Source organism: Pseudomonas sp. N-137, from assembly GCF_034555295.1.
Classification (GTDB): Bacteria; Pseudomonadota; Gammaproteobacteria; order Pseudomonadales; family Pseudomonadaceae; genus Aquipseudomonas; species Aquipseudomonas rhizophila.
The window spans coordinates 887,377-914,262 of sequence record NZ_JAXUDQ010000030.1 but is presented as its reverse complement, the minus strand read 5'-3'; the positions used below and the strand labels follow the sequence as shown (position 1 = coordinate 914,262).

The window sequence follows — 26,886 nt, the reverse complement described above, 5'->3', positions numbered from 1 at the left end:
CGTCATATCTTAGCCGCAAGCCGACAAGAGCGAAATGCCCTTGTCAGAGCCTTCGCTTCAAACCGCTTCGGCCAGCCTGGATGGATCCGCCAGTAGCGGTGCATGCTGATCTGCCAGCCAACGCGCCACCAGCGGCCAGACCTCAGCATGGGCCGCTTTGCTGACCAGCATCTCGACATGGCCGAAATCGTCGGTAAAGCCCTGCTCCCGACCCAGGCAGACAAACTGCTTGTGCGCAGAGCCGACCTGCTCGAAGAGTTTGCGGCAAGCCCAGGTCGGATCCTGCTGGTCGCCGGCCGCGCTCACCGCCAGTATCGGCACCTGCACATCGGCCAGCCCCGCCCACCAGTTCTTCTGCGCATCACCAAAACGCCCGAACAGGCCATACCAGCGCATGCTCTCCAGCGCCAGGCCGATGGGCTCGTCCTCCGGGCCGCGCTTGAGCCGCGAACCGGACAACTGGGCAAAACGCTTGAGAATGAAACGTCCGCTCCATTCCACCGGCGGGATCTTCAGCGGCCAATAGGTGCGGCTGACCTGGGTGCCAAAAAACGCCGCCGAAGCCACCGCCGGCTCGCCCAGATAGTGACCGCCCAACGCCGCCGCCAGGGTGATGCCGCCCAAAGAGTGGCCGATCCAGTGTGGCACCTGCCCGCTCTGCTCACGCACAAAAGCACCGATGGCCGGCAGGTCGTAACGAGCGTAATCGGCCACGCGGTTCTTGCGGTAGTCGTGATTGCGCTGGGACAGGCCATGACCGCGCATTTCGGGAATCCACACGTCAAAGCCCAGCCGCGCAAGATAGGCCCCCAGTCCCAGGCCCTTAGGCGAATACCAGAAGCGCCGGTTGGAAAAACTGCCGTGCAGCAGGATCACGGGAACGCCGCGAACCTCGCTGCCGTCGGCCATGCCCAGTCGGGTGACGGCCAGTTCAACGCTGTAGTCCGGGCTGTTGCCGGGCTTCAGACGATAGACGTCTTCGCTCAGATCACCACGCCGCTCGGCGCTGATCAGGGCGACAGGAAAAAGGTTGCTGCTGCTTTGCATAATGCTCTTGCACAAAAAAAAGACGACTGTGGGAGCGAGCTTGCTCGCGATTGCGGTGGATCAGCAAAAATAATCTTGGCTGACACTCCGCTATCGCGAGCAAGCTCGCTCCCACAAAGGTTACCCGGCTTACATCACCGGTGAGGCCCCTTCACTCAATCAGACTGCAGCCTGACCTTCAGCCAGGAAGAACCAGGTCTCCAGCACGGAGTCGGGGTTCAACGAAACGCTTTCGATGCCCTGCTCCATCAGCCACTTGGCCAGATCCGGGTGGTCCGAAGGGCCCTGACCGCAGATGCCGATGTACTTGCCGGCCTTGTTGCAGGCGGCAATGGCATTGGCCAGCAGCTTTTTGACCGCCGGGTTCCGCTCGTCGAACAGGTGCGCGATGATGCCGGAGTCACGGTCCAGGCCCAGGGTCAGCTGGGTCAGGTCGTTGGAGCCGATGGAGAAACCGTCGAAGAATTCAAGGAATTCTTCAGCGAGGATCGCGTTGGACGGCAGCTCGCACATCATGATCACGCGCAGGCCGTTGTCACCACGGGCCAGGCCGTTTTCCGCCAACAGATCGACAACCTGGCTCGCTTCGCCCAGGGTGCGCACGAACGGCACCATGATCTCGACGTTGGTCAGGCCCATCTCGTTGCGCACACGCTTGAGGGCGCGGCACTCGAGTTCGAAGCAGTCACGGAACGATTCGCTGATGTAACGCGAAGCGCCTCGGAAGCCCAGCATCGGGTTTTCTTCTTCCGGCTCGTAGAGCTTGCCGCCAATCAGGTTGGCGTATTCGTTGGACTTGAAGTCCGACAGGCGCACGATGACCTTTTTCGGCCAGAACGCAGCCGCCAGGGTGCTGATGCCCTCCACCAGTTTCTCGACGTAGAAACCGACCGGATCGTTGTAACCGGCAATGCGCTTGTCGACGCTGTCCTTGATCTCCGGCGGCAAGCCGTCGTAGTTCAGCAACGCCTTGGGGTGCACGCCAATCATGCGGTTGATGATGAATTCCAGGCGGGCCAGGCCCACACCCGCGTTCGGCAGTTGCGCGAAGTCGAAGGCGCGATCCGGGTTGCCGACGTTCATCATGATCTTGAACGGCAGGTCCGGCATGGCGTCCACGGAGTTCTTCTTGATGTCGAAGCCCAGTTCGCCTTCGAAGATATAGCCGGTATCGCCTTCGGCGCAGGACACGGTGACGCCCTGGCCGTCCTTGAGCAACTGAGTGGCGTTGCCGCAACCGACCACAGCCGGAATGCCCAGTTCACGGGCGATGATCGCCGCGTGGCAGGTACGTCCGCCGCGGTTGGTGACGATGGCGCTGGCGCGCTTCATCACCGGTTCCCAATCCGGGTCGGTCATGTCGGAAACCAGCACATCGCCGGCCTGGACCTTATCCATCTCCGAGACGTCCTTGATGATCCGCACCTTGCCGGCGCCGATGCGCTGGCCGATGGCACGGCCTTCCACCAGCACGGTGCCGGTTTCCTTGAGCAGATAGCGCTCCATGACATTGGCCTGGGTACGGCTCTTCACGGTTTCCGGACGGGCCTGCACGATATACAGCTTGCCGTCGTCACCGTCCTTGGCCCATTCGATGTCCATCGGGCACTTGTAGTGCTTCTCGATGATCATCGCCTGCTTGGCCAGCTCGCTGACTTCGGCGTCGCTCAGGCAGAAGCGCGCGCGCTCGGCCTTGTCCACGTCGACGGTCTTGACCGAACGACCGGCCTTGGCTTCGTCGCCGTAAATCATTTTGATGGCCTTGCTGCCCAGGTTACGGCGCAGGATGGCCGGACGACCGGCTTCCAGTGTGCCTTTATGGACATAGAACTCATCCGGGTTCACCGCGCCTTGTACGACGGTTTCACCCAGGCCGTAGGCGCCAGTGATGAACACCACGTCACGGAAACCCGACTCGGTGTCGAGGGTGAACATTACCCCGGCGGTGCCGGTTTCGGAGCGGACCATGCGCTGAACACCGGCAGACAGGGCGACCAGTTTGTGGTCGAAGCCCTGATGCACACGGTAGGAAATGGCACGGTCATTGAAAAGGGAAGCGAAGACTTCCTTGGCGGCACGGATGACGTTTTCCACGCCACGGATATTCAGGAAGGTTTCCTGCTGGCCGGCGAAGGAGGCATCCGGCAGGTCTTCGGCGGTGGCCGAGGAGCGCACGGCGACGGCAACGTCGGGATTGCCTTCGGACAGTTTGGCGAAGGCGGTGCGAATTTCGGCGTTCAGCTTCTCGGGAAACTCGGCTTCCATGATCCATTGGCGGATCTGGGCGCCGGTCTTGGCCAAGGCGTTGACGTCATCGACGTCCAGGGCATCGAGCGCGTCGTGGATCTGTTTGTTCAGGCCGCTCAGTTCCAGAAAGTCACGATAAGCCTGAGCCGTCGTGGCGAAGCCACCTGGCACCGATACGCCGGCACCGGCGAGGTTACTGATCATCTCGCCCAGGGATGCGTTCTTGCCCCCCACATGCTCTACATCATGGACGCCGAGCTTATCGAGGGAAACTACGTACTCTACCAAGGTGATCTCTCCACTAACTGTGTTGGAAAAGCTCAAGGCACCGGTGGCTCCAGGGGAGCAAATACCGGCGATATGGCCTGGACCTGGAAAATAAGTGAGAATGCGGGCCACTGGCGGCCGGCAAATCGCGCCTATCATATCCAAGAATCGTCACTAGCTCACTAGGGCCCAAGGCGCAAATGAAACGATCTGCTTTCTTTATCTCCGACGGCACCGGCATTACAGCCGAAACACTGGGCCAAAGCCTGTTGGCGCAATTCGAAAACATTACCTTCGCCAAATTCATACGTCCGTACATCGACAGTGTCGACAAGGCGCGGGCCATGGTACAGCAAATCAATAAAGCCGCCGAAACCGACGGTTTCCGCCCGATTATCTTCGATACCATCGTCAATCAGGACATCCGTGAGATTCTCGCAACGTCCAATGGTTTCATGATCGACATTTTTTCCACCTTCCTGGCGCCTCTGGAGCAGGAGCTGAGCGAGCATTCGTCCTACTCGGTCGGCAAGTCCCATTCCATTGGTCATAACTCCAACTACATGGAACGCATCGAGGCGGTCAACTTCGCCCTGGACAACGATGATGGCGCCCGTACGCATTATTACGACAAGGCCGATTTGATCCTAGTGGGTGTGTCGCGCTGTGGTAAGACGCCGACGTGCCTGTACATGGCGATGCAATTTGGTATCCGCGCGGCCAACTATCCGCTGACCGAGGACGACATGGAGCGCCTGCAACTGCCCAGCGCCCTGCGCGCCCACCAGCACAAGCTGTTCGGCCTGACCATCGATCCGGATCGCCTCACCGCGATCCGCAACGAGCGCAAGCCCAACAGCCGCTATTCGAGCTACGCCCAGTGCGAATTCGAAGTGCGCGAGGTAGAAAACCTGTTCCGGCGGGAGAACATTCCCCACATCAACTCCACGCATTTTTCCGTGGAGGAGATTTCGGCGAAGATCCTGGTGGAGAAAGGGGTGGAGCGGCGGTTCAAGTAACCCGCAACAACACAAAACCCTGTGGGAGCGAGCCTGCTCGCGATAGCGGAGTGCCAGCCAACATTAATGTCGCTGATCCACCGCTATCGCGAGCAGGCTCGCTCCCACAGGGGTTGAGGCGTTCTTACATGCTCTGCAGTCAGTGAACCACAGCCACCTGCTCATCCATTTTCTTGCGCAGGCTCAAGGGACGCATGTCGGTCCAGACTTCTTCGATGTAGGCCAGGCAGTCCTTTTTGAAGCCGCTTTTGCCAACCGCACGCCAACCTTCGGGGATGGCTTTGTACTCAGGCCAGATCGAATACTGTTCTTCGTGGTTGACCACGACCTGAAAGACGATGTCCTCGCGGTCGAATACTGAAGTCATGGGTGTCTCTCCATCTTTGCTCGAGGTTCACTGCGGCGCATGCGCAGCCAGGGTATGAAAGGAACGTTTGGAGCCGGGTGAAAATTAGGCTTGGGCAACGGCAGCCTTCAAGGCGCGTCCGAAAATCTCGGCAACCCGGTCGATCTCCGTCGCTGTGATGGTCAGCGGCGGCAGGAAACGCACCACGCCGCCCTGCCGGCCACCCAACTCCAGGATCAACCCACGTTTGAGGCATTCACGTTGCAACCGTGGCGCCAGGCGCGCATCTACCGGCGGATGGCCCAAGGCATCCGGCGTTCCGGCCGGGTCAACCAGTTCGACGCCGAGCATCAGCCCGCGACCACGGATATCGCCCAGTTGCGCAAAATCCCGCTGCAGGACGTGCAGGTGTTCGCTCAAGCGATCGCCCATGGCGCTGGCGTGGGCCGGCAGGTTGTGTTCCACCAGATAGCGCATCACCGCGGAACCGGCAGCCATGGCCATTTGATTGCCACGGAAGGTCCCGGCATGGGCTCCCGGCAGCCAGGTATCGAGCCAGTCGCGATAAACCACCACCGCCAGCGGCAGGCTGCCGCCGATGGCCTTGGACAGCACCACCACATCTGGAATGATGCCGGCGTGTTCGAACGCGAACATTTTACCGGTGCGGCCAAAACCACTCTGGATCTCGTCGACAATCAACGCCACGCCCGCCTGCTCGGTGATGCGCCGCAACCCGCGCAACCAATCCAGATCGGCCGGTATGACCCCGCCCTCGCCCTGCACCACCTCTACGATCACCGCCGCCGGCAATTGCACGCCGGCCTCGGGGTCGGTCAGCAGGTTTTCCAGATAATGCAGATTGGCCTTCACCCCCGAGGCACCGCCCAAACCGAACGGACAGCGGTAATCGTAGGGGTAAGGCATGAATTGCACACCGTTACCGAGCAAGGCGCCCAAGGGTTTCTTCGGTCCCAGGCTGCCCATCAGGCTCAGCGCCCCCTGGCTCATGCCGTGATAACCGCCCTGAAACGACAACACGGTGCTGCGCCCGGTGGCCGTGCGCACCAGTTTGAGAGCAGCTTCCACCGCATCAGTGCCGGTGGGGCCGCAGAACTGGATCTTCGCCTCGGCGGCAAGGTCCGCCGGCAACAGGCCGAACAGGTCCTGAACGAAGCGATCCTTGACCGGCGTGGTCAGGTCCAGGGTATGCAAAGGCAACTCATCGCTCAGCACCTGCTGGATCGCCTCGATCACCACCGGATGGTTATGCCCCAGGGCCAGGGTGCCGGCCCCGGCCAGGCAGTCGATGAAAGTGCGACCCTCGACGTCCTCGACATACAAACCCCTGGCGCGCTTGAGGGCCAAGGGAATGCGCCGTGGATAGCTGCGGGCGTTGGACTCCTGCCGGCTCTGGCGGGCCAGCAGCGGCGACTCGTTGAATTGGTAGAGCGTCTCGGTCGGCGCGCAACTGACCCGCGCCGGCTGTGCTTCGATAAGACTATTGGCGACTGACATCTCTCGACCCCGCAATACACTGTAGTAGTGACCCAAATGGCACACCGGGCAGGTGCGCATCCGGTCGGGGCGCACGTGCAGGTTTCCTGTTGTGGAAACGCACCGGCGCGGCAAGGATTTACTCTGGAATCGAACTTTCCCCCGCAGGCTCGACCAGTGGCTTGTGCATGGCAATGGCGGTGACACCGCCGATGGCGAACGCCTCGGCGCTTTGCCTGAACCCCAGATGTCGATAGAACCCATGGCTGCTGCGTGTGCTGTTGAGTGTCACCTGGACGACCCCGCGACCGCGCAACCACCCCTCGATATCCCGTACCAGCGCTCGCCCGGCACCGCGGCGAAACCATTCCGGTTGCACATAGCAGAACGCGATCCGGCCTGAAACCGAGGCCATGGCGGTGCCCACCAGCCGCCCCTGCAAACGCGCCAGGGTCAGGCGCAACCTTGGGTCGAGCAGTAAGGGTTGTAGGTGAGCGAGGGTGTTGTGGCGTATCCAGGCTGCCACGATGCGCGGGTCGTTACGGTGTTCGGCGGCACATCCGAGGCGGATGGAGCGTTCGGCGATCCGGCTGATGATGCCGGCATCGCTGGGGGTGGCGGTGCTGATTTCAATGAGTGGTTCCATGGCGCGGTGTTCCTCAGTCCTTGAGTCGAGCTGAGAAAAACATAGCCCCGGATGAGGTGGGTGCGCCAATGGCAGGTCGTTACAACGGATGTATGCAGCTCCCCGGTAGACCTGGGTTAACCCACCTGTACAGGCATCGTCAATTCAACCCGCAATCCGTCCGGACGGCTGTCGAAATGCAGACCGCAACCACAACGCTGGACGATGGCCTGGACAATCGCCAACCCCAGTCCGCAGCCGGTGCTCTGGCCATTGCGCCAGAAGCGCTGGGTCAGGTACTGGATATCGTCGGCGTCAATGCCGGGACCATGATCGCGAACCTGGAAGCGTACACGCTGGCCAATCATTTCCAGGCTCAATTGCACCTCGGTCCCGTCCGGCGTATGCCGCAAGGCGTTGTCCAGCAGATTGCGCAAGGCGGCGATGGAAAGCACCGCCGGCATTTGCACCGGCGCGTCGGACACCCCGGGTGCCAAGTGCAGCTTGATCGGCTGGGGAGCGCCGCCGGTCGCATCCTGGATCGCCAGTCGCGCCACTTGCTCGGCGTTGCATTGCACGCCATCGTCGAACGACAGGCTGCCCTCGACCCGGGCCAGCAGCAACAACTGTTCGAGGGTGCGGTGCAAGCGGTCGGCGCCCTCCTCGGCCCGGGCCAGGGACTGATCGCGGGCGACGCCTTCGGTCATGCGCGCCACTTGCAGGTGAGTCTTGATAGCCGTCAACGGGCTGCGCAGCTCATGGGCGGCATCGCCGGTCAGCCGGCGCTCGCGCTCAATGGTCTTGCCGATACGCTGGAACAGCTGGTTCTGGGTCTCCAGCAACGGCCGCAGCTCACTGGGCAGCGGATGGATCTGCAGAGGCTCCAGGGAGTCGGCATTGCGTCGCATCAATGCATCGCGCATGCGATTGAGCGGTGCCAGGCCCTGGCCGATGCCCAGCCATAACAGGCACAGGCAGCCCAGCAGCGCCACGCCGACCGGTACCGAGGCCGCCAACAGCACCGACATGTTCAAGGCTTCGCGTTCGATCTGGCGGTCGGCGGTGGTGATGCGCAAATCCCCTCGGGCCAGGGTGAAACTGCGCCAGGGCGCGCCGTCGATCATCTGGTCGTGAAAGCCCAGCTTCTCGGCTTCCAGGGTTTGGTCTGGGGTGCCATGGCTGCGGGCCAGGATCTCCCCCCGCAAGGAGCTGACCTGGCAAGCCATGCCCCCCGGAATGCTCACATGCTCGGTCCTCAGGTGCGTGCCTTCACCTTTGCTGGGCAATGGCGGCATCTGCTCCAGCAGCCCGGCGACCATCCGCGCCGAAGCCACCAGTCGCTGGTCGAGGGAAAACATCATCTGGTTGCGCAGATCACTGAGCATCCACGCCGCCGCCAGGGCCCAGATCAGGGCGAAGGCCGCGCCCAGGGTCAGGCTCAGGCGCAATCGCAGGCTCATCACTTGGAGGACTCCCCGTCGTCGGCCGGCCCCAGCCGATAACCCAGCCCGCGGACCGTCTCGACAATGCCATTGCCGAGCTTGCGCCGCAGGTGATGGATATGGACGTTGAGGGCGTTGCTTTCCAGTTCGTCATTGAACCCGTAGACGCTGTCCTTGAGTTGCTCGGTGGACAGGACCCGACCGCGACTGTGCAACAGCGCCTGCAGCAATGACTGCTCACGCCGGGAAAGGTCCACCGGCTGTCCGCCGAGGGTGGTTTCCCGGCTGCTGGGGTCGTAAGTCAGGCGACCGTGCTCGATCAGATTGACGCTGCGCCCCGCCACGCGCCGTAGCAAGGTGTGCAGGCGCGCCGCGAGTTCACGCAGATCAAAGGGTTTGAGCAGATAATCATCGGCACCGGCCTGCAAGCCGTCGACCCGGTCGGTCACCGAGTCCCGGGCGGTGAGGATCAGCACCGGTATTTCCAGACCTTGCTGGCGCAATTGGCGCAACAATTTAAGGCCGTCCTCGTCGGGCAGCCCCAGGTCCAGCACCATGACGTCGAACCGGGCCACGCCAACCATCGCCCGCGCCGCCGACGCCGTGGCGACGTGTTCGACGGTCAGGCCCTGGGCCGTGAGCCCGGCGACGATCCCGCTGGCGATCAACTCATCGTCTTCGCAGACCAGTACGTGCATGGTAAGCCCCGTGGAAAAAGGTACATTAGGCCGCCGGCCGATTAAGCCGACATTATGCGACGAGTACGGCAAACATGGGCGATCATTGCTACCTGCCGATCGTCGCCGGGTTAATCGACGGTTAATCGCCAGTCGCCATCGTGCATTCCACTTGCTCCGTTCTAAGGCTTTATCCATGCGTCGATTGTTTTTGCTGTGGCTGCTCCTGATCTCGGGCCTGGCCCAGGCCGCCAATCCCTTCGAGACCAAAACCGATTTCCTGCCGGTGGAAAAGGCCTTCGTGTTTACCTCCGAACGCCTGGACTCCGGTGAAACCCAGTTGTTCTGGCAGATTGCCGACGGCTACTACCTGTATCAGCAGCGACTCAAATTCGACGGTCTTGCCGAGGCGCAAAAGCCGAAGTTGCCGGAGGGTGAAGCCCATAGCGACGAGTTTTTCGGCGATCAACAGGTTTATCGCCAGGCGCTGGAACTAAAGATTCCCGCCGGTGCCACCGGCAAGATCAAGGTCGGCTTCCAGGGCTGCGCCGACGCGGGCTTGTGTTATCCGCCCCAGACCCAGGTGGTGGACCTGGGTGGCACTGCACCAGCGGTTGCCAATGGTGAGGCGCCGGACCAGGCCTTGGCCAGCGGCCTGCAGCAACGGGCCTTGGGCTGGAGCCTGCTGGTGTTCTTTGGCCTGGGCCTGTTGCTGGCGTTTACGCCGTGCTCGCTGCCCATGTTGCCGATCCTGGCCGGGGTGGTGGTGGGCAGCGGCGCCAGCCCTCGGCGTGGATTGGCATTGGCCATCAGCTACGTGATCAGCATGGCCCTGGTGTATGCCGCCATGGGCGTAATCGCCGCGCTGCTGGGGGCCAACCTTCAGGCACTGCTGCAACAACCGTGGCTGCTGGGCACTTTCGCGGCGATCTTCGTGGTGCTGGCGCTACCGATGTTCGGTTTTTTCGAATTGCAGTTACCGGCCGCCCTGCGCGACCGCCTGGAAAGTGCCGGACGCCAGCGCCGCGGCGGCAGCCTGGTGGGCGCCGGTATTCTCGGAGCCTTGTCCGGCCTGTTGGTGGGCCCGTGCATGACTGCCCCGCTGGCCGGTGCGCTGCTGTACATCGCCCAAAGCGGCAATGCGTTGCACGGCGGGCTGATCCTGTTCGCCATGGGCGTGGGCATTGGCCTGCCGCTGTTGCTATTGGTGACCGTGGGCAATCGTTTCCTGCCCAAACCCGGCGCCTGGATGAATGTGCTCAAGGGCGTGTTCGGTTTCCTGTTCCTGGGCACCGCGATCCTCATGATCCGCCCGGTCATCGACGGCTCGCTGTGGATCGGCCTGTGGGGCACGCTCTTGTTGATTGCCGCCTATAGCGCCTGGCGGCAGACCGAAGGTTTCGGTCGCACAGCCTATGTATGCGGCAGCGCGTCGCTGCTGTTCGGTCTGTGGGGCAGCCTGCTGGTGATCGGCGCGGCGGGTGGCGGCGATGATTTCTTCCAGCCCCTGGAGGTCTATGCCGGCACCTCGGAAAGCTCGGCCGTCAGCGCCCATGATGCCTTTATCACGGTCAGCGAGCCTGCCGCCCTGCAGCGGGAACTGGATGCGGCCAAGGCCCAGGGCCAATGGGTCTTGCTGGACTACTACGCCGACTGGTGCGTGTCCTGCAAGATCATGGAAAAACAGGTGTTCGGCCGCGCCGATGTGCTGGACGCCTTGAAAGACGTACGTCTGGTGCGTCTGGACGTCACCGCCGACAATGCCGCCAGTCGCGAACTGCTGGGCCGCTATCAAGTGCCGGGGCCACCGAGCCTGCTGTGGATTGGCGCCGACGGTCAAGAGCGGCGCAGCCAGCGGATCACCGGGGAAGTCAATGCCAAGGAATTCCTGGAGCACTGGAACATGACTCGGAACGCGCGCTGATGCTGACGTTTACCCTCGGCACCTTTGCCATTGCGCTTAACCATCTATTGCTGATCAGCGCGTTGGCACTGGCGACCCTGGTGGGCTGGCGAGTAGCCAAGCGCGGTGGCGAAAACCCGGAATCGGTGCTGTTCGTGCTGTTTTTGCTGGGGCTTCTGGCCGCACGGATCGGCTTCGTCGGCGCCTACTGGAACCACTACCAGGATGACCTGTGGCAGATCGTCGACCTGCGCGACGGCGGTTTCCTGGCCTGGCCGGGGATTGTCGCGCTGGTGATTGGCGCGTTGCTGTGGAGCCGGCACCGACCGGCCTTGCGCCGGCCGTTGGGTTTCGGCGTGGGCAGCGGCCTGTTGTTCTGGCTGGTGGCGACGATGTCGTTGACGATCTATGAACAAGGCACCCGACTGCCGGAAATCAATCTGCGTAACGCCAACGGCGAGACGGTGAAACTCACCGATTATCAGGGCGGGCCCCTGGTGATCAACCTCTGGGCCACCTGGTGCCCACCCTGCCGGCGCGAAATGCCCGTGCTGGAAGAGGCCCAGCAGCAGCGCCCGGACCTGACGTTCCTGTTCGTCAACCAGGCCGAAAGCATGCAAAGCGTCAGCACTTATCTGGCCACCCAGGGCTTGAGCCTGGACAACGTGCTGTTTGATGGCAGCGGTCGCCTCGGTCAAGCCGTCGGTTCCATGGCACTGCCAACCACCTTGTTCTACAGCGCCGACGGCCGCCTGCTGGACAGTCACTTGGGCGAATTGTCAGAAGCGAGCCTGGCCCGCGCCCTGGAGAACTTCGAAACGCCGGATTCAACCTCGGCTCCCCACTCCGCCACAAGGAAACCCTCATGCCCCGCCTCCGCCACTTGCTGACCCTGGCCGTCGCCGCCACGCTGTCGCAGGCACCGCTGCTGCACGCCGAAGAACTGCCCGCGGCCATCAAGAAAATCGAAGCCAAGGGCGCGAAAATCGTCGGCACGTTCGAGGCGCCGGACGGATTGCGCGGTTACGCGGCGCAATACCAGAACCGTGGGATGGCGCTGTACCTGACACCCGATGGCCAGCATGTCTTGCTGGGCAACCTGTACGACGCCGACGGCAAGGACCTGAGCGCCGAGCCGCTGCAAAAGCTGGTCTATGCCCCAATGGCCAAGGCCATCTGGGGGAAGATGGAAGCGAGCAACTGGATCGCCGACGGCAGCAAGGACGCGCCGCGCACCGTCTATCTGTTCAGTGACCCGAACTGCCCGTACTGCAACATGTTCTGGGAACAGGCACGGCCATGGGTCAAAGCCGGCAAGGTGCAGTTACGCCACATCATGGTGGGCATCATCCGTGAAGACAGCCCAGGAAAATCCGCCGCATTGCTGGCGGCCAAGGACCCTGAGCAGGCCTTGGAAACCCACGAGAAGGCCGGCAAGGGCAGCGCGCTCAAACCCCTCAAAAACATACCGCCGGCCATCCAGGCAAAACTGGACGCCAACCTGCAGTTGATGGAAGAACTGGAACTGTCCGCCACCCCGGCGATTTTCTACCTGGATGACAAGGGCGAACTGCAACAGCAGCAAGGCGCACCGTCGCCGGACAAGCTGGTGAAGATTCTCGGGCCGAAGTGAGATCGACCTAGAGGGCCTCATCGCGAGCAGGCTCGCTCCCACAGGGGATATGTGGCGACGACAAATTCAGCGTCAGGCACAGATCAAAATGTGGGAGCGAGCCTGCTCGCGATGGCGTCAGGTCAGCTGCGCAGAAACTCCAGCAAGGCTCGGGTGACGAATTCCGGGTTTTCCAGGTTGGAGATATGCCCAGCCTCTGGAATCAGCACATGCGGGCAGCCAATCAGCTCAGCCATTTCCAGCGCCTCGGACGGTGGTCGCGGTTTGTCCTGGTCGCCGCACATCACCAGCGTGCGCCCGGCGTCGAGCTCAGGCAGGCGCGGCAGGATGTCGTCCCGACCAAAAATGATCCGTCCCAACGGCACGATACTGTCGCGCAGGCGGTCGGCCGGCAGTGCAGCCAGCGTGGCGCGGAACTGCTGGTAGAGCGCTGACTGCGGATCGATGCCCGACCGGAAAAAGATCGGCACGACAATGTCCAGCAACGGCTCGGGGATGCTGCCGCTGGCTTCGATCTTGTCGAACAACGAAAAGTAATACTGGCGAGTCGGTTCAGGTTCGACCCCCACGTAAGTGTCCATCAACACCAACGCCTCAAGCCGCTTGGGCGCCATCAGCGCCAGCCGTGCGCCCCACATCCCGCCCACCGAAAGCCCCACCAGACTGAAGCAATCGACCTCCAGATGATCCATCAACGCCAGTGCCTGGCGGGCCAGATCGTCCAGGGATTTCATGCCCTCAGGCAAACGCCCGGACTGGCCGTGGCCCCAAAGGTCCAGGGCGATCACCCGGTAATGCCGGGACAGTGCCTCGATCTGCGGCGCCCACATGGTGTGATCCCACAGGTAGCTGCTGCCCAGCAGCACCACCGGGCCCTGGCCTTGGTCCAGGTAGTGAAGTGATTGCCCATCAAGGGTTGCAAAAGGCATTGATGACCTCCTTGTGTTGAATGGAGAAAAAGCCTTGGGAGACTGAGCCGTACAGGGCGAGGCGTCAACCTTGGGCTTTGCGGTGTTAGTAATGACGCCATCGCGAGCAGGCTCGCTCCCACCGGGGATTTGCGTCGATCACAAATCCATTGTGGGAGCGAGCCTGCTCGCGATGAGGCCTCTTATAGACGCCGCAGAACTACAATCCTTCCAATTGCGCCATCAAATCATTCAACCGATCCACCTTCTCCTCGGTGATTTCACTCGCCGCCAGCCCATCGATGTATTCGGCCAGTTCCTGCACCGTGCTGCACTCGAACATCGCCCGCAGCGGCACATTGCGTTGCAGGGCCTTTTGCACCCGCGAAGCGATTTGCGTCGCCAGTAACGAGTGGCCGCCCAGTTCGAAGAAATTGTCTCGCACCCCCACCCGCTCGACCTTGAGCACCTGGGCCCAGATGTCCGCCAGGGTCTGCTCCAGCTCATTGCCTGGCGCCTGGTAATCCTGGCGGTGCAACTGGCCGATTTCCAAGGCCGGCAAGGCGTTGCGGTCGAGTTTGCCGTTGGCGTTGAGGGGCAAGCGCTCAAGCCACAGCCAGTGCAGCGGTACCATGTATTCCGGCAGTTCGGCGCGCAGACGCTGCTTGATGCGTTCCAGGCGTTCGGTCGGCTTCAATGCCGAATCGGCGGCGACCAGATAGCCCACCAGATGCTTGCCGTTGGCGCCTTCCTGTACCCCCACCGCGCCATCGCGGACCTCGGGCTGTTCATGCAGGCGCGCTTCGATTTCCCCCAGTTCGATGCGGTAACCACGAATCTTCACCTGATGATCGATGCGTCCAACGTACTCCAGCACGCCGTCGCGACGCCGCCGCGCCAGGTCGCCAGTGCGGTACAAGCGCTCCCCTGGCGCACCAAACGGGTTGGGCACAAACACTGGGGCAGTGCGCAATGGGTCACTGACGTAACCGCGCCCTACCCCGGTGCCTGCCACGCACAACTCGCCCACCGCACCCAGCGGCACCAGGTCCAGCGCACCATCGAGCAAGTACAAACGGTTGTTGTCGGTGGGCGTACCAATCGGCAGGTAGCTGCCACGGGTCGAGGCCATGTCGACCCGGAAGAACGCCACGTCATCGGAGCATTCCGCCGGGCCATAGGCGTTAACCAGGCCAATGTCCGGGTAACGCAACAACCATTGATGGGCCAGCTCCGGCGGCATCGCTTCACCAGTGGGCAGCATCCAGCGCAGGCCGTCCAGGCCGATGCGTTCCTGGGCGAGCATGCCCTGGATCAGTGACGGCACGCTTTCCAGCACCGTGATGGCCTGGCGTTGCACATGCTCGAGCAGCCCTTGCGGGTCGTGGGCGATAACGTTGGGCACGATGTCCACCCGGGCGCCGAACAACGGCGCGGCGAGGAACTGCCAGACGGAAATGTCGAAACTCTGGGAGGCGGTCTGGGCGATCACGTCAGTCTCGCTCAAGGCCAGGTACGGCACCTTGCTGAGCTGGTTGTTGAGCATGCCGCGTTGTTCCACCATGACGCCTTTGGGCAACCCGGTGGAGCCCGAGGTGTAGATCACGTACGCCAGGTTGTCCGGGCCGCTGTAGATGCCAGGGTTTTGCTGCGAAACATCGCTGGCCTGGATACTTTCCCACACCAGCAACTTCGGTCGCCCGGAACAGGCGAACTCGTCCAGCAGCGCCAGCGCCTGGGCATGACAGGCCTGGGTGCAGACCAGCAGCGGCGTGCGGCTCAGCTCAATGATGCGGCTCAGACGCTGACTCGGCAGGCCTGGGTCCAGCGGCAGGTAACCGGCACCGGCCTTGAAGCTGCCGATGATCATGCCGAGCAGGTCCAGGTCGCGCTCGGCCAGCAACGCCACCGGTTGATCGAGGCCCACGCCCGACGCGATCAAGGCATGGCCGAGGCGGTTGCTCCGTGCATTCAACTCGGCGTAGCTGTACGTCCTGTCCAGGCAGGTGGCGGCCACCCGTTGCGGATGGGCCGCGACCCGGGCCTCGAACAGCTCGACGTAACTTTGCTCCAACGCATAGGCACGCTCGCTCTGGTTGCAGCCTTCGATCAGGAAGTCCTGCTCCTGGGCGCCAATCAGCGGCAGCTCGGCCATGTCACCGTGAAAACCTTCCATCAGTACCAGCAGCAAGCGCTTGAACTCACCCAGCAAGCCCTGGACAGTGGATTCATCGAAGTAACGCTGGTCGTAGGACAGATGCAACCCCAAGTCATCCCCCGGGTAGCAGACCGCCGTGAGCGGGAAGTTGGTGTGGGTGCGGCCCGAGTCAGAGGTGGCGTTGAGGCTTTGGGCGCGATCCAGCACCGAAACTTCCACCGGCGCGTTCTCAAACACGAACAGACTGTCAAACAACGGTTGGCCCTTGGGCAGTTCGCTGACTTCCTGGATGCTCACCAATGGCAGGTATTCGTACTCGCGCAGTTGCATGTTGCTGTCGAGCAACTCACTGAGCCATTGGCGCACACTGCAACGCTGATGATCGTCGGGCATCCGCACGCGCAAGGCGATGCTGTTGATGAACAGGCCGACGGTGCGTTGCATTTGCGGCAGTTCCACCGGGCGTCCGGCCACGGTGACGCCGAACAGCACGTCCCGATCGCCGCTCACCCGCCGCAGCACCAGCGCCCACGCGGCCTGAGCGAAGGTGTTGACCGTCAGTTGATGAGCCTGGGCCAGTTCGCGCAACCGGGCACCGTCGTGGACATCGAGGCGGGTGTAGCAATCGCCGACAATCATGCCGCCGCTGTCACCGGCGTGTTCACGCAGCAACGGCCGGTCGGTGGGGATCGGCGTGGTCCGTTCGAAACCTTGCAGGTTGCGCGTCCACCATTGCCGCGCCTCGGCCAGACTCTGGTGTTGTAACCAGCCGATGTAATCGCGATAACGCGGCGGCTCGGCCAGTCGCGGTTCGCGGTGTTCGCCAAGGGCGGTGTAGATCTCGAAGAAATCCTCCATCAGCAACGAACGGCACCAGGCATCGATCAGGATGTGGTGGTTGCTCATCATGAACCAGTAACGCGCCGCGCCAACCCGGATCAGGCGCAAGTGGAACGGGGCCTGGTTCAACAGATCGAAACCGGCCTCGCGCTCGTGCTTGAGCAACGCCTGGAGTTTGGCGTCCTGCTGATCCTCGGGCACTTCACACCAGTCCAGATAATCCACTGGCGTGCTGCCAGGCTTGTGGATGATTTGCAGCATTTCTTCGCCGACATTCCAGCAGAACGACGCGCGCAAGGCTTCATGACGAGCGATCACGGCTTGCCAGGCTTGAGCGAAACGTTGCCGATCCAGTTCGCTGTTGATGCGGTAGCGGTCCTGCATGTAGTACAGGCCCGTGCCTGGCTCCAGCAATGTGTGCAGCAGCATGCCCTCCTGCATCGGCGTCAGCGGGTAGACATCTTCGATCTGCGCGGCCGGCACCGGCAGGCTGTCGAGTTGGGCCTGGGTCAGTTTCGCCAGGGGGAAGTCCGAGGGCGTCAGGCCGCCCGCCGCGTCCGTCAGGCAATGTTCGATCAGGCCCAGCAGCTCATCGAGGTAGGCATCGGCCAGCGCAGCGATGGCCTGGCGGTCGTGCCGCTCAGCGCTGAACGTCCAGCGCAGCACCAGCTCGCCGCCGCTGACCTGACTGTCGACACTCAGCTCGTTGGGCAGCGGCGCATCGGGGTCGTGGATCGCCCCCAACGCAGCGTCCAGCGGCTGGAACAGCGCGTCGTGGCCCAGGGTCTGATCGAGCTGCCCCAGGTAGTTGAAGGTGATCGCCGCGTGCGGCAGGCCGGCCATCGCCTGGCGCGTCGCGGCGTCAGCCAGGTAGCGCAGCACGCCGTAACCGAGGCCCTTGTGAGGCACCGCGCGCAGTTGTTCCTTGATGGCCTTGATCGAGGTGCCGAAGTCGTCACCCGCCGGGCTCAGGCGCAACGGATAAACGCTGGTGAACCAACCCACCGTACGGGTCAGGTCGATGTCATCGAACAGCGCCTCACGGCCGTGCCCTTCGAGCTGGATCAGCGCCGATTCGTGGCCGCTCCAGCGACACAGCACCCGGGCCAGGGCGGTGAGCAGCAGGTCGTTGACCTGGGTGCGGTAGGCCCGCGGTGCCTGTTGCAACAATTGCCCGGTGCGCTCGGCGTCCAGGCGCACGCTGACGGTTTCGGCGTGACGTTCCTCAAGCCCGCCGTCAGGATGGGCGCAGGGCAGCGCCACATCCGGGCCGCTCAACCGCGCTTGCCACCAACCCAGTTCCTCGCGCAGCGACTCGCTGCCGGCGTAGGCCTGCAAGCGTGCGGCCCAATCCCGGAACGGGCTGGTCTTGGCCGGCAGGTCTGCGGTTTGCCCGGCACTGATCTGGCGGTAGAGCGTTTGCAGGTCATCCATCAATACCCGCCACGACACACCATCAACGACCAGGTGATGGATCACGATCAGCAGACGTTGGCGGCCATCGGGCAACTGCGCCAACACCGCGCGCAGCAAAGGCCCGCTCGACAGATTCAGGCTGCGCTGCGTCTGGGCAAACACCGTTTCACAGGCCTGCTCACTCTCCACGTCCACCTGCCGCAACAGCGCCGCTTCGGACAATGGTCGGTGCTCGGCGCGCCAATGCCCGGCCATTTCGGCAAAGCCCAGGCGCAACGCATCGTGCTGTTGGAAAACGCTGCGCAATGCCTGTTCCAGCACGGAGGGTTGCAGGGTAATGGCCGGCTCCAGCAACAACGCCTGGTTCCAGTGGTGACGGTTGGCAATCCTGCTATCGAAGAACCAATGCTGGATCGGCGTCAGCGCCGACTCACCGGCGAGCAGCCCCTGCTCAGCGCTCACTGACTGACTGTGGCTGGCAACACAGGCCAGGGCCTGCACGGTCTGGTGCTGGAACAGGTCACGGGGCGTGAAGTGAATGCCCTGTTGCCGGGCACGGCTGACGACCTGGATGGACAGGATCGAGTCGCCGCCCAGTTCGAAGAAGTTGTCGTTCAGGCCGACCTGCTTCACGTTCAGTACGTCGCACCAGATCGCCGCCAGGGCCTGCTCCAGGGCACTGCTCGGTGCCAGGTAATGTTGGCGATTGAGCTCAGGATCCGGCATTGGCAAGGCACGCCGGTCGAGCTTGCCATTGGCGGTCAGCGGCATGCTCGCCAGCAGGATCAGGTGGGTGGGCACCATGTAGTCCGGCAGTTGAGCCTTGAGGTGATTTTTCAGCGCTTCGCGCAGGGCCGCTTGTTGCTCGGTGCCCTGTTCAACGACGTCGGTCACCAGGTAGCCGGCCAGTTGCTTGCCGCCTGGCAGATCGAGCGTCAGTACCACCGCCTCGCGCACGGCGTCATGTTCCAGCAGGCGGCTTTCGATTTCCCCCAGTTCGATGCGGAAACCGCGGATCTTCACCTGATGGTCGATCCGTCCCAAATACTCCACCTGACCATCGACGCGCTGGCGCACCAGGTCACCGGTGCGGTACAGCCGTCCACCATCGGCGGCAAACGGATCGGCGACGAAGCGTTCGGCGGTCATGCCCGGACGCTGGTGATAGCCCTGGGCCAATCCCGCGCCGCCGACGTACAACTCCCCGGTGGCGCCTTGGGGCACCAGGGCCATGTCGGCATCGAGGATATAGGCCACCCGCGCGCCGATCACGCTGCCAATCGGCACACTCGCCGCGCCCTCTTCCAGTTGCTCAGGGGCCAGGCTCGCCAGTGGCATGACCACGGTTTCGGTCGGGCCATAGGCGTTGAAGAACAGGCTCGGCTTGAACGCCGCCCGGATGCGTTGCAAATGCTCGCCGGTCAGGGCTTCGCCACCGGTGATGCACATGCGCACCGGCAGGGTTTGTCCCTGGGTCGCCAGCCATTGCGCCAACTGGCTGCCGTAGCTGGGGGTGAAGCCGAGGATGTTGATGCGTTGTTCGCGAATCAGCCCGCAGATCTGTTCGGCGTCCCACTGCCCTTGTGCGCGCAGCACCACCTGGGCACCGCTGAGCAGCGGCACCAGCAGGCGCTCGGTGGCGGCGTCGAAGTTGATGGAATAGAAATGCAGCTCGCAATCGTCCGGGCGCATGCCAAAACGCTGGATCACCGCCTGGCAGTGCATGGCGATTTCACCGTGGGACACCACCACGCCCTTGGGCTTGCCAGTGGAACCTGAGGTGTAGATCAGGTAGGCCTGATGCTGCGGCAGGTTGATCAGCGGCGGTGCCTGGTCCGGGTAGCCGGCCAGGGCCGGGCTATCGTCCTCCAGGCACCAGCCCTCTACACCGGCCGGCAATGGGCCCAAGGCCTGGAACATCGCCCGGTCGCTGAGCAGCAGACCGAGGCCACTGTCTTGGATCATGTAATGCAAACGGTCCAGCGGGTATTCCGGGTCCAGCGGCACGTAGGCGCCGCCGGCCTTGAGGATCGCCAACAGGCCAACGACCATCTCCAGCGACCGTTCCAGGGCCAGGCCCACCCGTACCTGCGGCCCGACGCCGCGCTCGCGCAGCATCCAGGACAGACGGTTGGCACGGCGTTCGAGTTCGGCGTAACTCAGGGTCTGCCCGGCAAAGGTCAGGGCCGGTGCGTCGGGGCGCGCCAGGGCCTGTTCGCTGAACAGTTGATGGATGCATTGATCCAGGCGGTGTTCGCCGGGTTCGACGCCGAGGCTGTCGAGCATCTGTTGCTGCTCGCGGGCATCGAGCAACGGCAATTCGCTTAGCCGCTGGGTCGGATCGGCCAGCAGTGCCTCCAGCAGATTGCGCCAGTGTCCGGCCATGCGGGCGATGCGCGGTTCGTCGAACAGGTCGGTGCTGTAGGTCAGGCAGCAACCCAGGCGATGGTCCAGGTCGGTGACTTCCAGATTCAGGTCGAACTTGGTGGCCCGGGCGTCGTTGGCCAGGTATTCGACGCTCATCCCGGCCAGCGTGCGGCTCTGCTGGAACTCCCAGCGCTGCACATTGCACATCACCTGGAACAGCGGGTTGTACGCGGCACTGCGCGGTGGTTGCAGGGCTTCGACCAGATGATCGAACGGCAAATCCTGATGGGACTGGCCTTCGATCACCGTCTGACGCACCTGCTCGAACAACTCAGCCACCGACATTTGCCCGTCGAGCCGGCAGCGCAGCACCTGGGTATTGAGGAACGCACCGATCAGCCCTTCGCTTTCCGGACGGATGCGGTTGGCCACCGGCGCGCCGATGCGCAGGTCGGTCTGGCCGCTGTAGCGATAAAGCAGCACGGCCAGGGCGGCGGTCATGGTCATGAACAGGGTCAAGCCCTGTTGCGCGTTGAAGGCGCGGACTCGGGAGGCGAGATCATCACTGAGGTCGAATCGGAACAATTCACCGCGATGGCTTTGCACCAGCGGACGCGGACGGTCGCCCGGCAATTCGAGCAACGGGTGTTCGCGACCCAGTTGTGTGGTCCAGTAGTCCAGTTGCCGTTGACGCTCGCCAGACTCCAGCCACTGGCGCTGCCAGACGCTGTAGTCCAGGTACTGCACCGGCAAGGGTTCCAGTGGCGATTCACGGTCGTCGATAAAGGCTTCGTACAGCGCACTCAGTTCCCGGGCAAAAATATCCATTGCCCAGCCTTCGGTGACGATGTGGTGCAGGGTCAGCACCAGGTAATGTTCCTGCTCGGCGGTCTTGACCAGACAGACCCGCAGCAATGGCCCGGTTTCCAGGTCGAAGGGTTTGTGGGCTTCGCTGTCGGCCAGTTGCTGCACCCGCTGTTGGCGAATATCGACGGCCAACGTCGAGAAATCTTGCCAGTCCATGCGCAGGCCGGTGTTGGCGTGCACCTGTTGCCGGGGCACGCCATCGACGCTGGGGAAAGTGGTGCGCAGGGTTTCATGGCGCAGGACCAACGCCTGCAACGCCGCCTCGAAACGCCCGACATCCAGCACCCCGCGCAACCGCGCCATGCCGCCGACGTTGTAGGCCGGGCTGTCGGGCTCCATTTGCCAGAGGAACCACATGCGCTGCTGGGAATAAGACAACGGCACCGGTTGGCTGCGATCGACCTTCTCGATCGGCGGTTGCCGGTTGGTCTGGCCGCTGGCCTTTATCAAGCGCACCTGTTCGGCGAACGCACCCAACTCGCTGGCCTCGAACAAGGTGCGCAACGGCAGCTCGATATCGCAGGCCTGGCGGGTGCGGGAAATGATCTGGGTCGCCAGCAGCGAATGACCGCCCAGTGCAAAAAAGTCGTCCCGCAGACCGATGCGGTCGAGCCCCAGCACGTCGCGCCAAATGCCAGCGACCTGCTGCTCGAGGGCACTGACCGGCTCGACGTGTTCACGTACTTGCCAGTGCGGTTCGGGCAAGGCACGACGGTCGAGTTTGCCGCTGGGGCTCAGGGGCATGGCGTCCAGGCGCAGCAATTGCGCGGGCACCATGTAGTCCGGCAGTTCGGCGGCCAGGGCGGCGTTGAGTCGGGCGTTTTGGAGGTCCTGATCTTGCCCGACATCGCAAGCGGTGTAATAGCCGATCAGTTGCGGGCCGGCCGAGGTCTCGCGTACCAGCACCGCCACTTGGGCCACGCCGTCCTGGGCCAGCAGCCGCGCTTCGATTTCCTGTGGTTCGACCCTGAAGCCGCGCAGCTTGACCTGTTGGTCGAGACGGCCAAGGTATTCGATCACGCCATCGGCGCTCCAGCGCACCCGGTCACCGCTGCGATACAACCGCGTGCCCGCCACGCCCAGCGGGTCGGCGATAAAGCGCTCGGCGCTCAAACCCGGACGCCCGAGGTAACCCCGAGCCAGCCCCAGGCCGCCGATACACAATTCACCCGACACACCGGCGGGCACGGGGTTGAGTTCACTGTCGAGCACGCGGCACACCACATTGCCCAGCGGCCGGCCGATGGGCGAGCGCTCGCCGTCGGCGACGCTGCAATGCCAGTGGGTGACGTTGATGGCGGTTTCGGTCGGGCCATAACGGTTGTGCAATTGCGCCGACGGCAGCTGCGCCAGCACGCGGTTGCGCAGTTCGGCCGGCAAGGCCTCACCGCCACAGAAGACCCGGCGCAGGCTGGTGCAGCGGGCGCTCAGGGGCTCGTCGATAAACAGGCTGAGCAGCGGCGGCACGAAGTGCAGCGTGGTCACGCCAAATTGTTGGACCAACTGCGCGATGCGGTGCGGGTCACGGTGTTCGCCAGGGCCGGCCAGCACCAGTTGGCAACCGGTGATCAGCGGCCAGAAACACTCCCACACCGACACGTCGAAACTGATCGGCGCCTTTTGCATCAACACATCGGTTTCGTCCAGCCCGTAAGTGTCCTGCATCCATTGCAGTCGCTCGGCAAGGGCGGCATGGGTGTTGCCGACGCCTTTGGGTTGGCCGGTGGAGCCGGACGTGTAAATCACATAGGCCAGATGATCGCCATCCAGGTGCAAGCCCGGCGGGTTGCTCGGCCATTGCTCCAGGTGCAAGGCATCCATGGCGATGACGCTGACGCCCTCGCAGAGGGGCAAGCGTTCAAGCAATGCAGTTTGCGTCAGCAGCAGATCGACGCCGCTGTCCTTGAGCATGTAGGCCAAACGCTCGGCCGGGTAATCGGCATCCAGCGGCACGTAGGCGCCGCCGGCCTTGAGGATCGCCAGGACACCGATGAGCAACTGCGGCGAACGCTCGGCGGCAATCGCCACGCACACGTCCGGACCGACGCCTTTGTCGCGCAGGTAATGGGCCAGGCGATTGGCTTGGGTGTGCAGCTCGGCGTAATCCAGGCAGCCATCGTCCCACAGCAGCGCAGTGCGTTGCGGCGTGCGCCGGGCCTGCTCGTTCAACAGCTCCGGTAGCCATTGGCGGGCCGGCGCGCACGGGGCCGCGCCCCACTGCTGCTGTTGGGTGTATTCATCGGCGCTCAATAACGGCACATCGCCGATGGCCTGCTGCGGATCGGCACAGACCGCGTGCAACAGGTTGCAGTAATGCATCGCCAAACGCGCAATGGTCGGCGCCTCGAACAGCTCGTCGGCGTAGTCGAACGACAGCGTCAGCCGGCCGTTGCGATCCTCTTCGCTGTGCAGTTGCAGGTCGAACTTGGCTTCGCGGCTGTGCCACGGCAACTCCTCGGCCAACAGCCCCGGCAAACGACGCAAGGCGCTCAGGTCTCGCTGTTGATGGTTGAACATCACCTGGAACAGACCTTGCTCGCGCGCCTGGGGGAACGCTTCGAGCAGTTGTTCGAACGGCAGGTCCTGATGGGCCTGGGCACCGAGCGTGGCCTCCCGGGCCTGGGCCAACAGCGCGGCAAACGGCTGGCGTGAATCGACCTGCCCGCGCAGCACCTGGGTATTGATGAAAAAGCCGATCAGCCCCTGGGTCTCCAGGCGTGGACGGTTGGCGTTGGGCACGCCGATGCGGATGTCGGACTGGCCGGTGTAACGCTGTAACAGCGCCTGGAAGGCCGCCAGCAACAGCATGAACGGGGTTGCATCGTGGGCCTGGGCTACTTGGCGCAAGGCATCGCCGAGGCCTTTGTCCAGGCGCAGGCTATGGCGGGCGGCGCTGCGCTGGCGTTGCGCACTGCGGGGATGGTCCGTGCTCAGGGCGAGGGTCGGATGTTCGTCGCCCAGTTGCTGTTTCCAGTACGTCAGTTGCCGCTCGGCCTCCCCTTGAGCCAACCACTGGCGCTGCCAACTGCCGTAGTCGGCGTACTGCAACGGCAACGGCGCCAAAGCGGCGACCTGCCCCTGGCATGCAGCAGCGTACAACCGGGAAAACTCATCGATCAGTACGCTCATCGACCAGCCGTCGGCGATGATGTGGTGCAGCGTGACCAACAATTGGTGGTCCCCCTCATCGAGACGCAACAAGGTGACCCGCCACAGTGGGCCCTTCTGCAAATCGAACAGCAGCGCCGCTTCATCGTCACGCATCTGCCGCGCCTGGGCTTCGCGCTGGTCGGCGGGCAGGTCGCTGAGGTCGATCACGCGCAGCTTGAACTCACCGGCCGGATCGACCTGTTGCAGGGCGACACCCTCGCGCTCCAGAAATCGTGTGCGCAGGGCTTCGTGGCGTTCGAGCAGTTGCTGGAAACTGGCCCGTAGTGCGTCTTCGTCCAACTCACCGCGCAGGTGCAAGCCGCCGGGGATGGTGTAGGCGCTGCTCGCCGGATCCAGTTGCCAGGTGATCCACAACCGATTCTGGGCAAGGGATTGCGGCAACGCTTCGTGGCGCGGCAACGGGCTGATCACGCCTTGGGCCTCGCCCCCTTCCAGTTGCTGATTCGCCACCGCTGCCGTGAACGCTGCGAGGGTCGGCGCTTCGAACAACAAGCGCAGATTCAGCGCCAGCCCCAGCCGCTCTTGCAGCCGTGCGACCACTTGAGTGGCGGCGATGGAGTTACCGCCCAACAGGAAGAAATGATCGTCGCCATGGACGTGTTCAATCTGCAACTGCTCGCACCAGACCTGGCCGATCAATGTTTGCAACGGCGATGACGAGCGAGCGTCAGGGCTTGCTTCAACCGCGACTGAGGGGAACAGCGCATAACTGTCAAGACTGCCGTCGGCCCATCGGGTCCGACAGGCCGAGCGTTGCAACTTGCCGCTGGAGGTCTTGGGCAACGCGCCCGGATTGAGCAACACCACCACACTCGGCGCTTGCTGACAGGCTTCGGCCACCGCCTGGCGAATGGCTTTGATCAACGCTTCGGGTGGCAGGATCTTCTGCACGCTGCGGCTGATTTCCGCCGCGATGCCGATGCCTTCCTCGCCGCCATCGTCGACCGCGAACGCCGCCACCCGGCCCTTGCGCACGACGTCCACTTCCCGCTCGATGGTTTGCTCGATGTCCTGGGGATAGAGGTTATGACCGCGCACGATCAACAGATCCTTCAGGCGGCCGGTAATGAACAGCTCACCCTCACGCAGGAAACCCAAGTCGCCGGTGCGCAGCCAGGTGCGGCCATCGTACTGGACGAATGTCTTGGCGCTGGCCTCAGGGTTTCGCCAGTAGCCATGCGCAATGCTCGGCCCGCAGGCCCAGACTTCGCCGACCCGGTTGTCGGTCAGCGGCTGCAAGGTGTTGGGCTCGACGATCAGCACCGCATGCCCGGGCTGGCTCACGCCGCAACTCATCACTGTACTGCCCTGCCCTGGCTCGGCACGGTGGTGCGCCAGTGCCGTGTCGTCCATTTGCAACGACGGGATGCCTTGACTGCGCGGTGTGCCCGCGACGAACAAGGTCGCTTCAGCCAGGCCATAGGACGCCATGAAACTGTCCGGCGTGAAGCCGCACGGCGCGAATTTCTCGGCAAAGCGTTCCAGGCTGTCGAGACGAATCGGCTCGGAGCCTGAATAAGCCACGCGCCAGCCGCTCAGGTCGAGGCGCTTGAGCGCCGACTCACTGACCCGCTCGCTGCATAGCCGATAGGCGAAGTCCGGGCCGCCGCTGATGGTGCCGCCGTATTCGCTGATCGCCTCCAACCAGCGCAATGGCCGGGCCAGAAAGTATGCGGGCGACATCAATACGCAGGGCACACCGCTGAAAACCGGCTGCAACAGACCGCCGATCAGGCCCATGTCGTGGTACAGCGGTAGCCAGCTGACGATGACGTCGTCAGGGTTCAGATCGATGCCGAAGCCGTGGCGGATCAATAATTCGTTGGCCACCAGGTTGCCATGGCTGACCTGCACCCCCTTGGGCAATGCGGTGGAGCCGGAGGTGTATTGCAGGAAAGCGATGTCATGGTCCTGCAGATTCGGTTGCAGCCATTGCCCGGCGCGGGCCGAGTCGAGGGTATCGACGCACAACACCGGCGGAGCCGACTCGATGGCTTGCAGCGGCTCGCGCAGATCGCTGCGGGTGAGCAACAGGCGCGGCTCGGCATCGGCAATGATCGACAGCAGGCGCTCCTGGTGGTGGCGACGGGCGGACTCCGGCGGATAGGCCGGCACCGCGATCACCCCCGCGTACAGGCAACCAAAAAACGCCGCGACGTAGTCCGGGCCACTGGGAAACAGCAAAACCGCACGGTCACCGAACGCCGCTTCGGCCTGCAAGGCGGCGGCGATGGTCCGGGCACGCAGGTCCAGGTCGCGATAACTCAGTACAACACTTTGCTCCGGATCGTCGGCAAGGAAGCGCAAGGCCACACGGTCCGGCGACAACGCGGCGCGGCGCTGAAGGGCATGAGCCAGGGTGCTGGGGAGTTCGAACGCGTCGGTCATGAGGTTTCCTGCCTGAAATTCGGCTTGCTAGTGGTATCTGGTGGCCTGCGGAATGCGGTTCGGCATCG

The 26,886-nt window shown here is 63.2% G+C and carries 13 protein-coding genes; 4 read left to right on the top strand and 9 right to left on the bottom strand.

What is annotated here, in order from left to right:
- Nucleotides 1-57: 57 nt before the first annotated feature.
- Nucleotides 58-1,047: an alpha/beta fold hydrolase gene (locus T3A99_RS25240; protein WP_047227141.1), complete on the bottom strand. Its 990-nt coding sequence runs from the start codon at nucleotides 1,045-1,047 to the stop codon at nucleotides 58-60.
- Nucleotides 1,048-1,206: 159 nt separating this feature from the next.
- Nucleotides 1,207-3,582 carry a phosphoenolpyruvate synthase gene (gene ppsA / locus T3A99_RS25235; RefSeq protein ID WP_047227140.1) on the bottom strand — a complete coding sequence of 792 codons (2,376 nt, stop codon included), beginning with the start codon at nucleotides 3,580-3,582 and terminating at the stop codon, nucleotides 1,207-1,209.
- Nucleotides 3,583-3,761: 179 nt separating this feature from the next.
- Between ppsA and T3A99_RS25230 the strand changes: the two genes are divergently transcribed.
- A complete protein-coding gene (locus tag T3A99_RS25230) occupies nucleotides 3,762-4,580 on the top strand; it encodes a pyruvate, water dikinase regulatory protein (RefSeq protein ID WP_003199510.1) in 819 nt (272 codons plus the stop codon).
- 139 nt (nucleotides 4,581-4,719) lie between these two features.
- Here T3A99_RS25230 and T3A99_RS25225 read toward each other — a convergent pair whose 3' ends face one another.
- From T3A99_RS25225 to T3A99_RS25205, 5 genes are all read right to left on the bottom strand, one after another.
- Nucleotides 4,720-4,947 carry an MbtH family protein gene (locus T3A99_RS25225; RefSeq protein WP_047227138.1) on the bottom strand — a complete coding sequence of 76 codons (228 nt, stop codon included), beginning with the start codon at nucleotides 4,945-4,947 and terminating at the stop codon, nucleotides 4,720-4,722.
- Between the two features lie 84 nt (nucleotides 4,948-5,031).
- Nucleotides 5,032-6,444, bottom strand: coding sequence for an aspartate aminotransferase family protein (locus tag T3A99_RS25220; RefSeq protein WP_160891973.1), 1,413 nt, complete (start codon nucleotides 6,442-6,444; stop codon nucleotides 5,032-5,034).
- Nucleotides 6,445-6,562: 118 nt separating this feature from the next.
- Nucleotides 6,563-7,069 (bottom strand): GNAT family N-acetyltransferase, encoded by a 507-nt coding sequence (locus tag T3A99_RS25215; RefSeq protein ID WP_076385663.1) that lies wholly within the window; start codon nucleotides 7,067-7,069, stop codon nucleotides 6,563-6,565.
- A gap of 116 nt (nucleotides 7,070-7,185) precedes the next feature.
- Nucleotides 7,186-8,511, bottom strand: coding sequence for an ATP-binding protein (locus T3A99_RS25210; protein WP_322834917.1), 1,326 nt, complete (start codon nucleotides 8,509-8,511; stop codon nucleotides 7,186-7,188).
- The gene (locus T3A99_RS25205) at nucleotides 8,508-9,188 is read right to left on the bottom strand and encodes a response regulator (protein WP_047227135.1); all 681 of its coding nucleotides are present in this window, start codon (nucleotides 9,186-9,188) and stop codon (nucleotides 8,508-8,510) included. Before T3A99_RS25205 ends, T3A99_RS25210 begins: the two co-directional genes overlap by 4 nt.
- A gap of 175 nt (nucleotides 9,189-9,363) precedes the next feature.
- On the opposite strand from T3A99_RS25205, the gene dsbD reads away from it, so the two are divergent.
- From dsbD to dsbG, 3 genes are read left to right on the top strand one after another with little or no spacing between them, the layout of a single operon-like run.
- A complete protein-coding gene (gene dsbD, locus T3A99_RS25200; protein ID WP_107322188.1) occupies nucleotides 9,364-11,091 on the top strand; it encodes a protein-disulfide reductase DsbD in 1,728 nt (575 codons plus the stop codon).
- Entirely contained in the window at nucleotides 11,091-11,960 is an 870-nt protein-coding gene (locus T3A99_RS25195; protein WP_107322187.1) for a TlpA disulfide reductase family protein, read from the top strand. Before dsbD ends, T3A99_RS25195 begins: the two co-directional genes overlap by 1 nt.
- Nucleotides 11,936-12,703 (top strand): thiol:disulfide interchange protein DsbG, encoded by a 768-nt coding sequence (dsbG, locus tag T3A99_RS25190; RefSeq protein WP_076385669.1) that lies wholly within the window; start codon nucleotides 11,936-11,938, stop codon nucleotides 12,701-12,703. The genes T3A99_RS25195 and dsbG overlap by 25 nt, the downstream gene beginning before the upstream one ends.
- 122 nt (nucleotides 12,704-12,825) lie before the next feature.
- Here dsbG and T3A99_RS25185 read toward each other — a convergent pair whose 3' ends face one another.
- Entirely contained in the window at nucleotides 12,826-13,632 is an 807-nt protein-coding gene (locus tag T3A99_RS25185; protein ID WP_076385671.1) for an alpha/beta fold hydrolase, read from the bottom strand.
- Between the two features lie 199 nt (nucleotides 13,633-13,831).
- Nucleotides 13,832-26,818: a non-ribosomal peptide synthetase gene (locus T3A99_RS25180; protein WP_322834916.1), complete on the bottom strand. Its 12,987-nt coding sequence runs from the start codon at nucleotides 26,816-26,818 to the stop codon at nucleotides 13,832-13,834.
- Nucleotides 26,819-26,886: the final 68 nt, after the last annotated feature.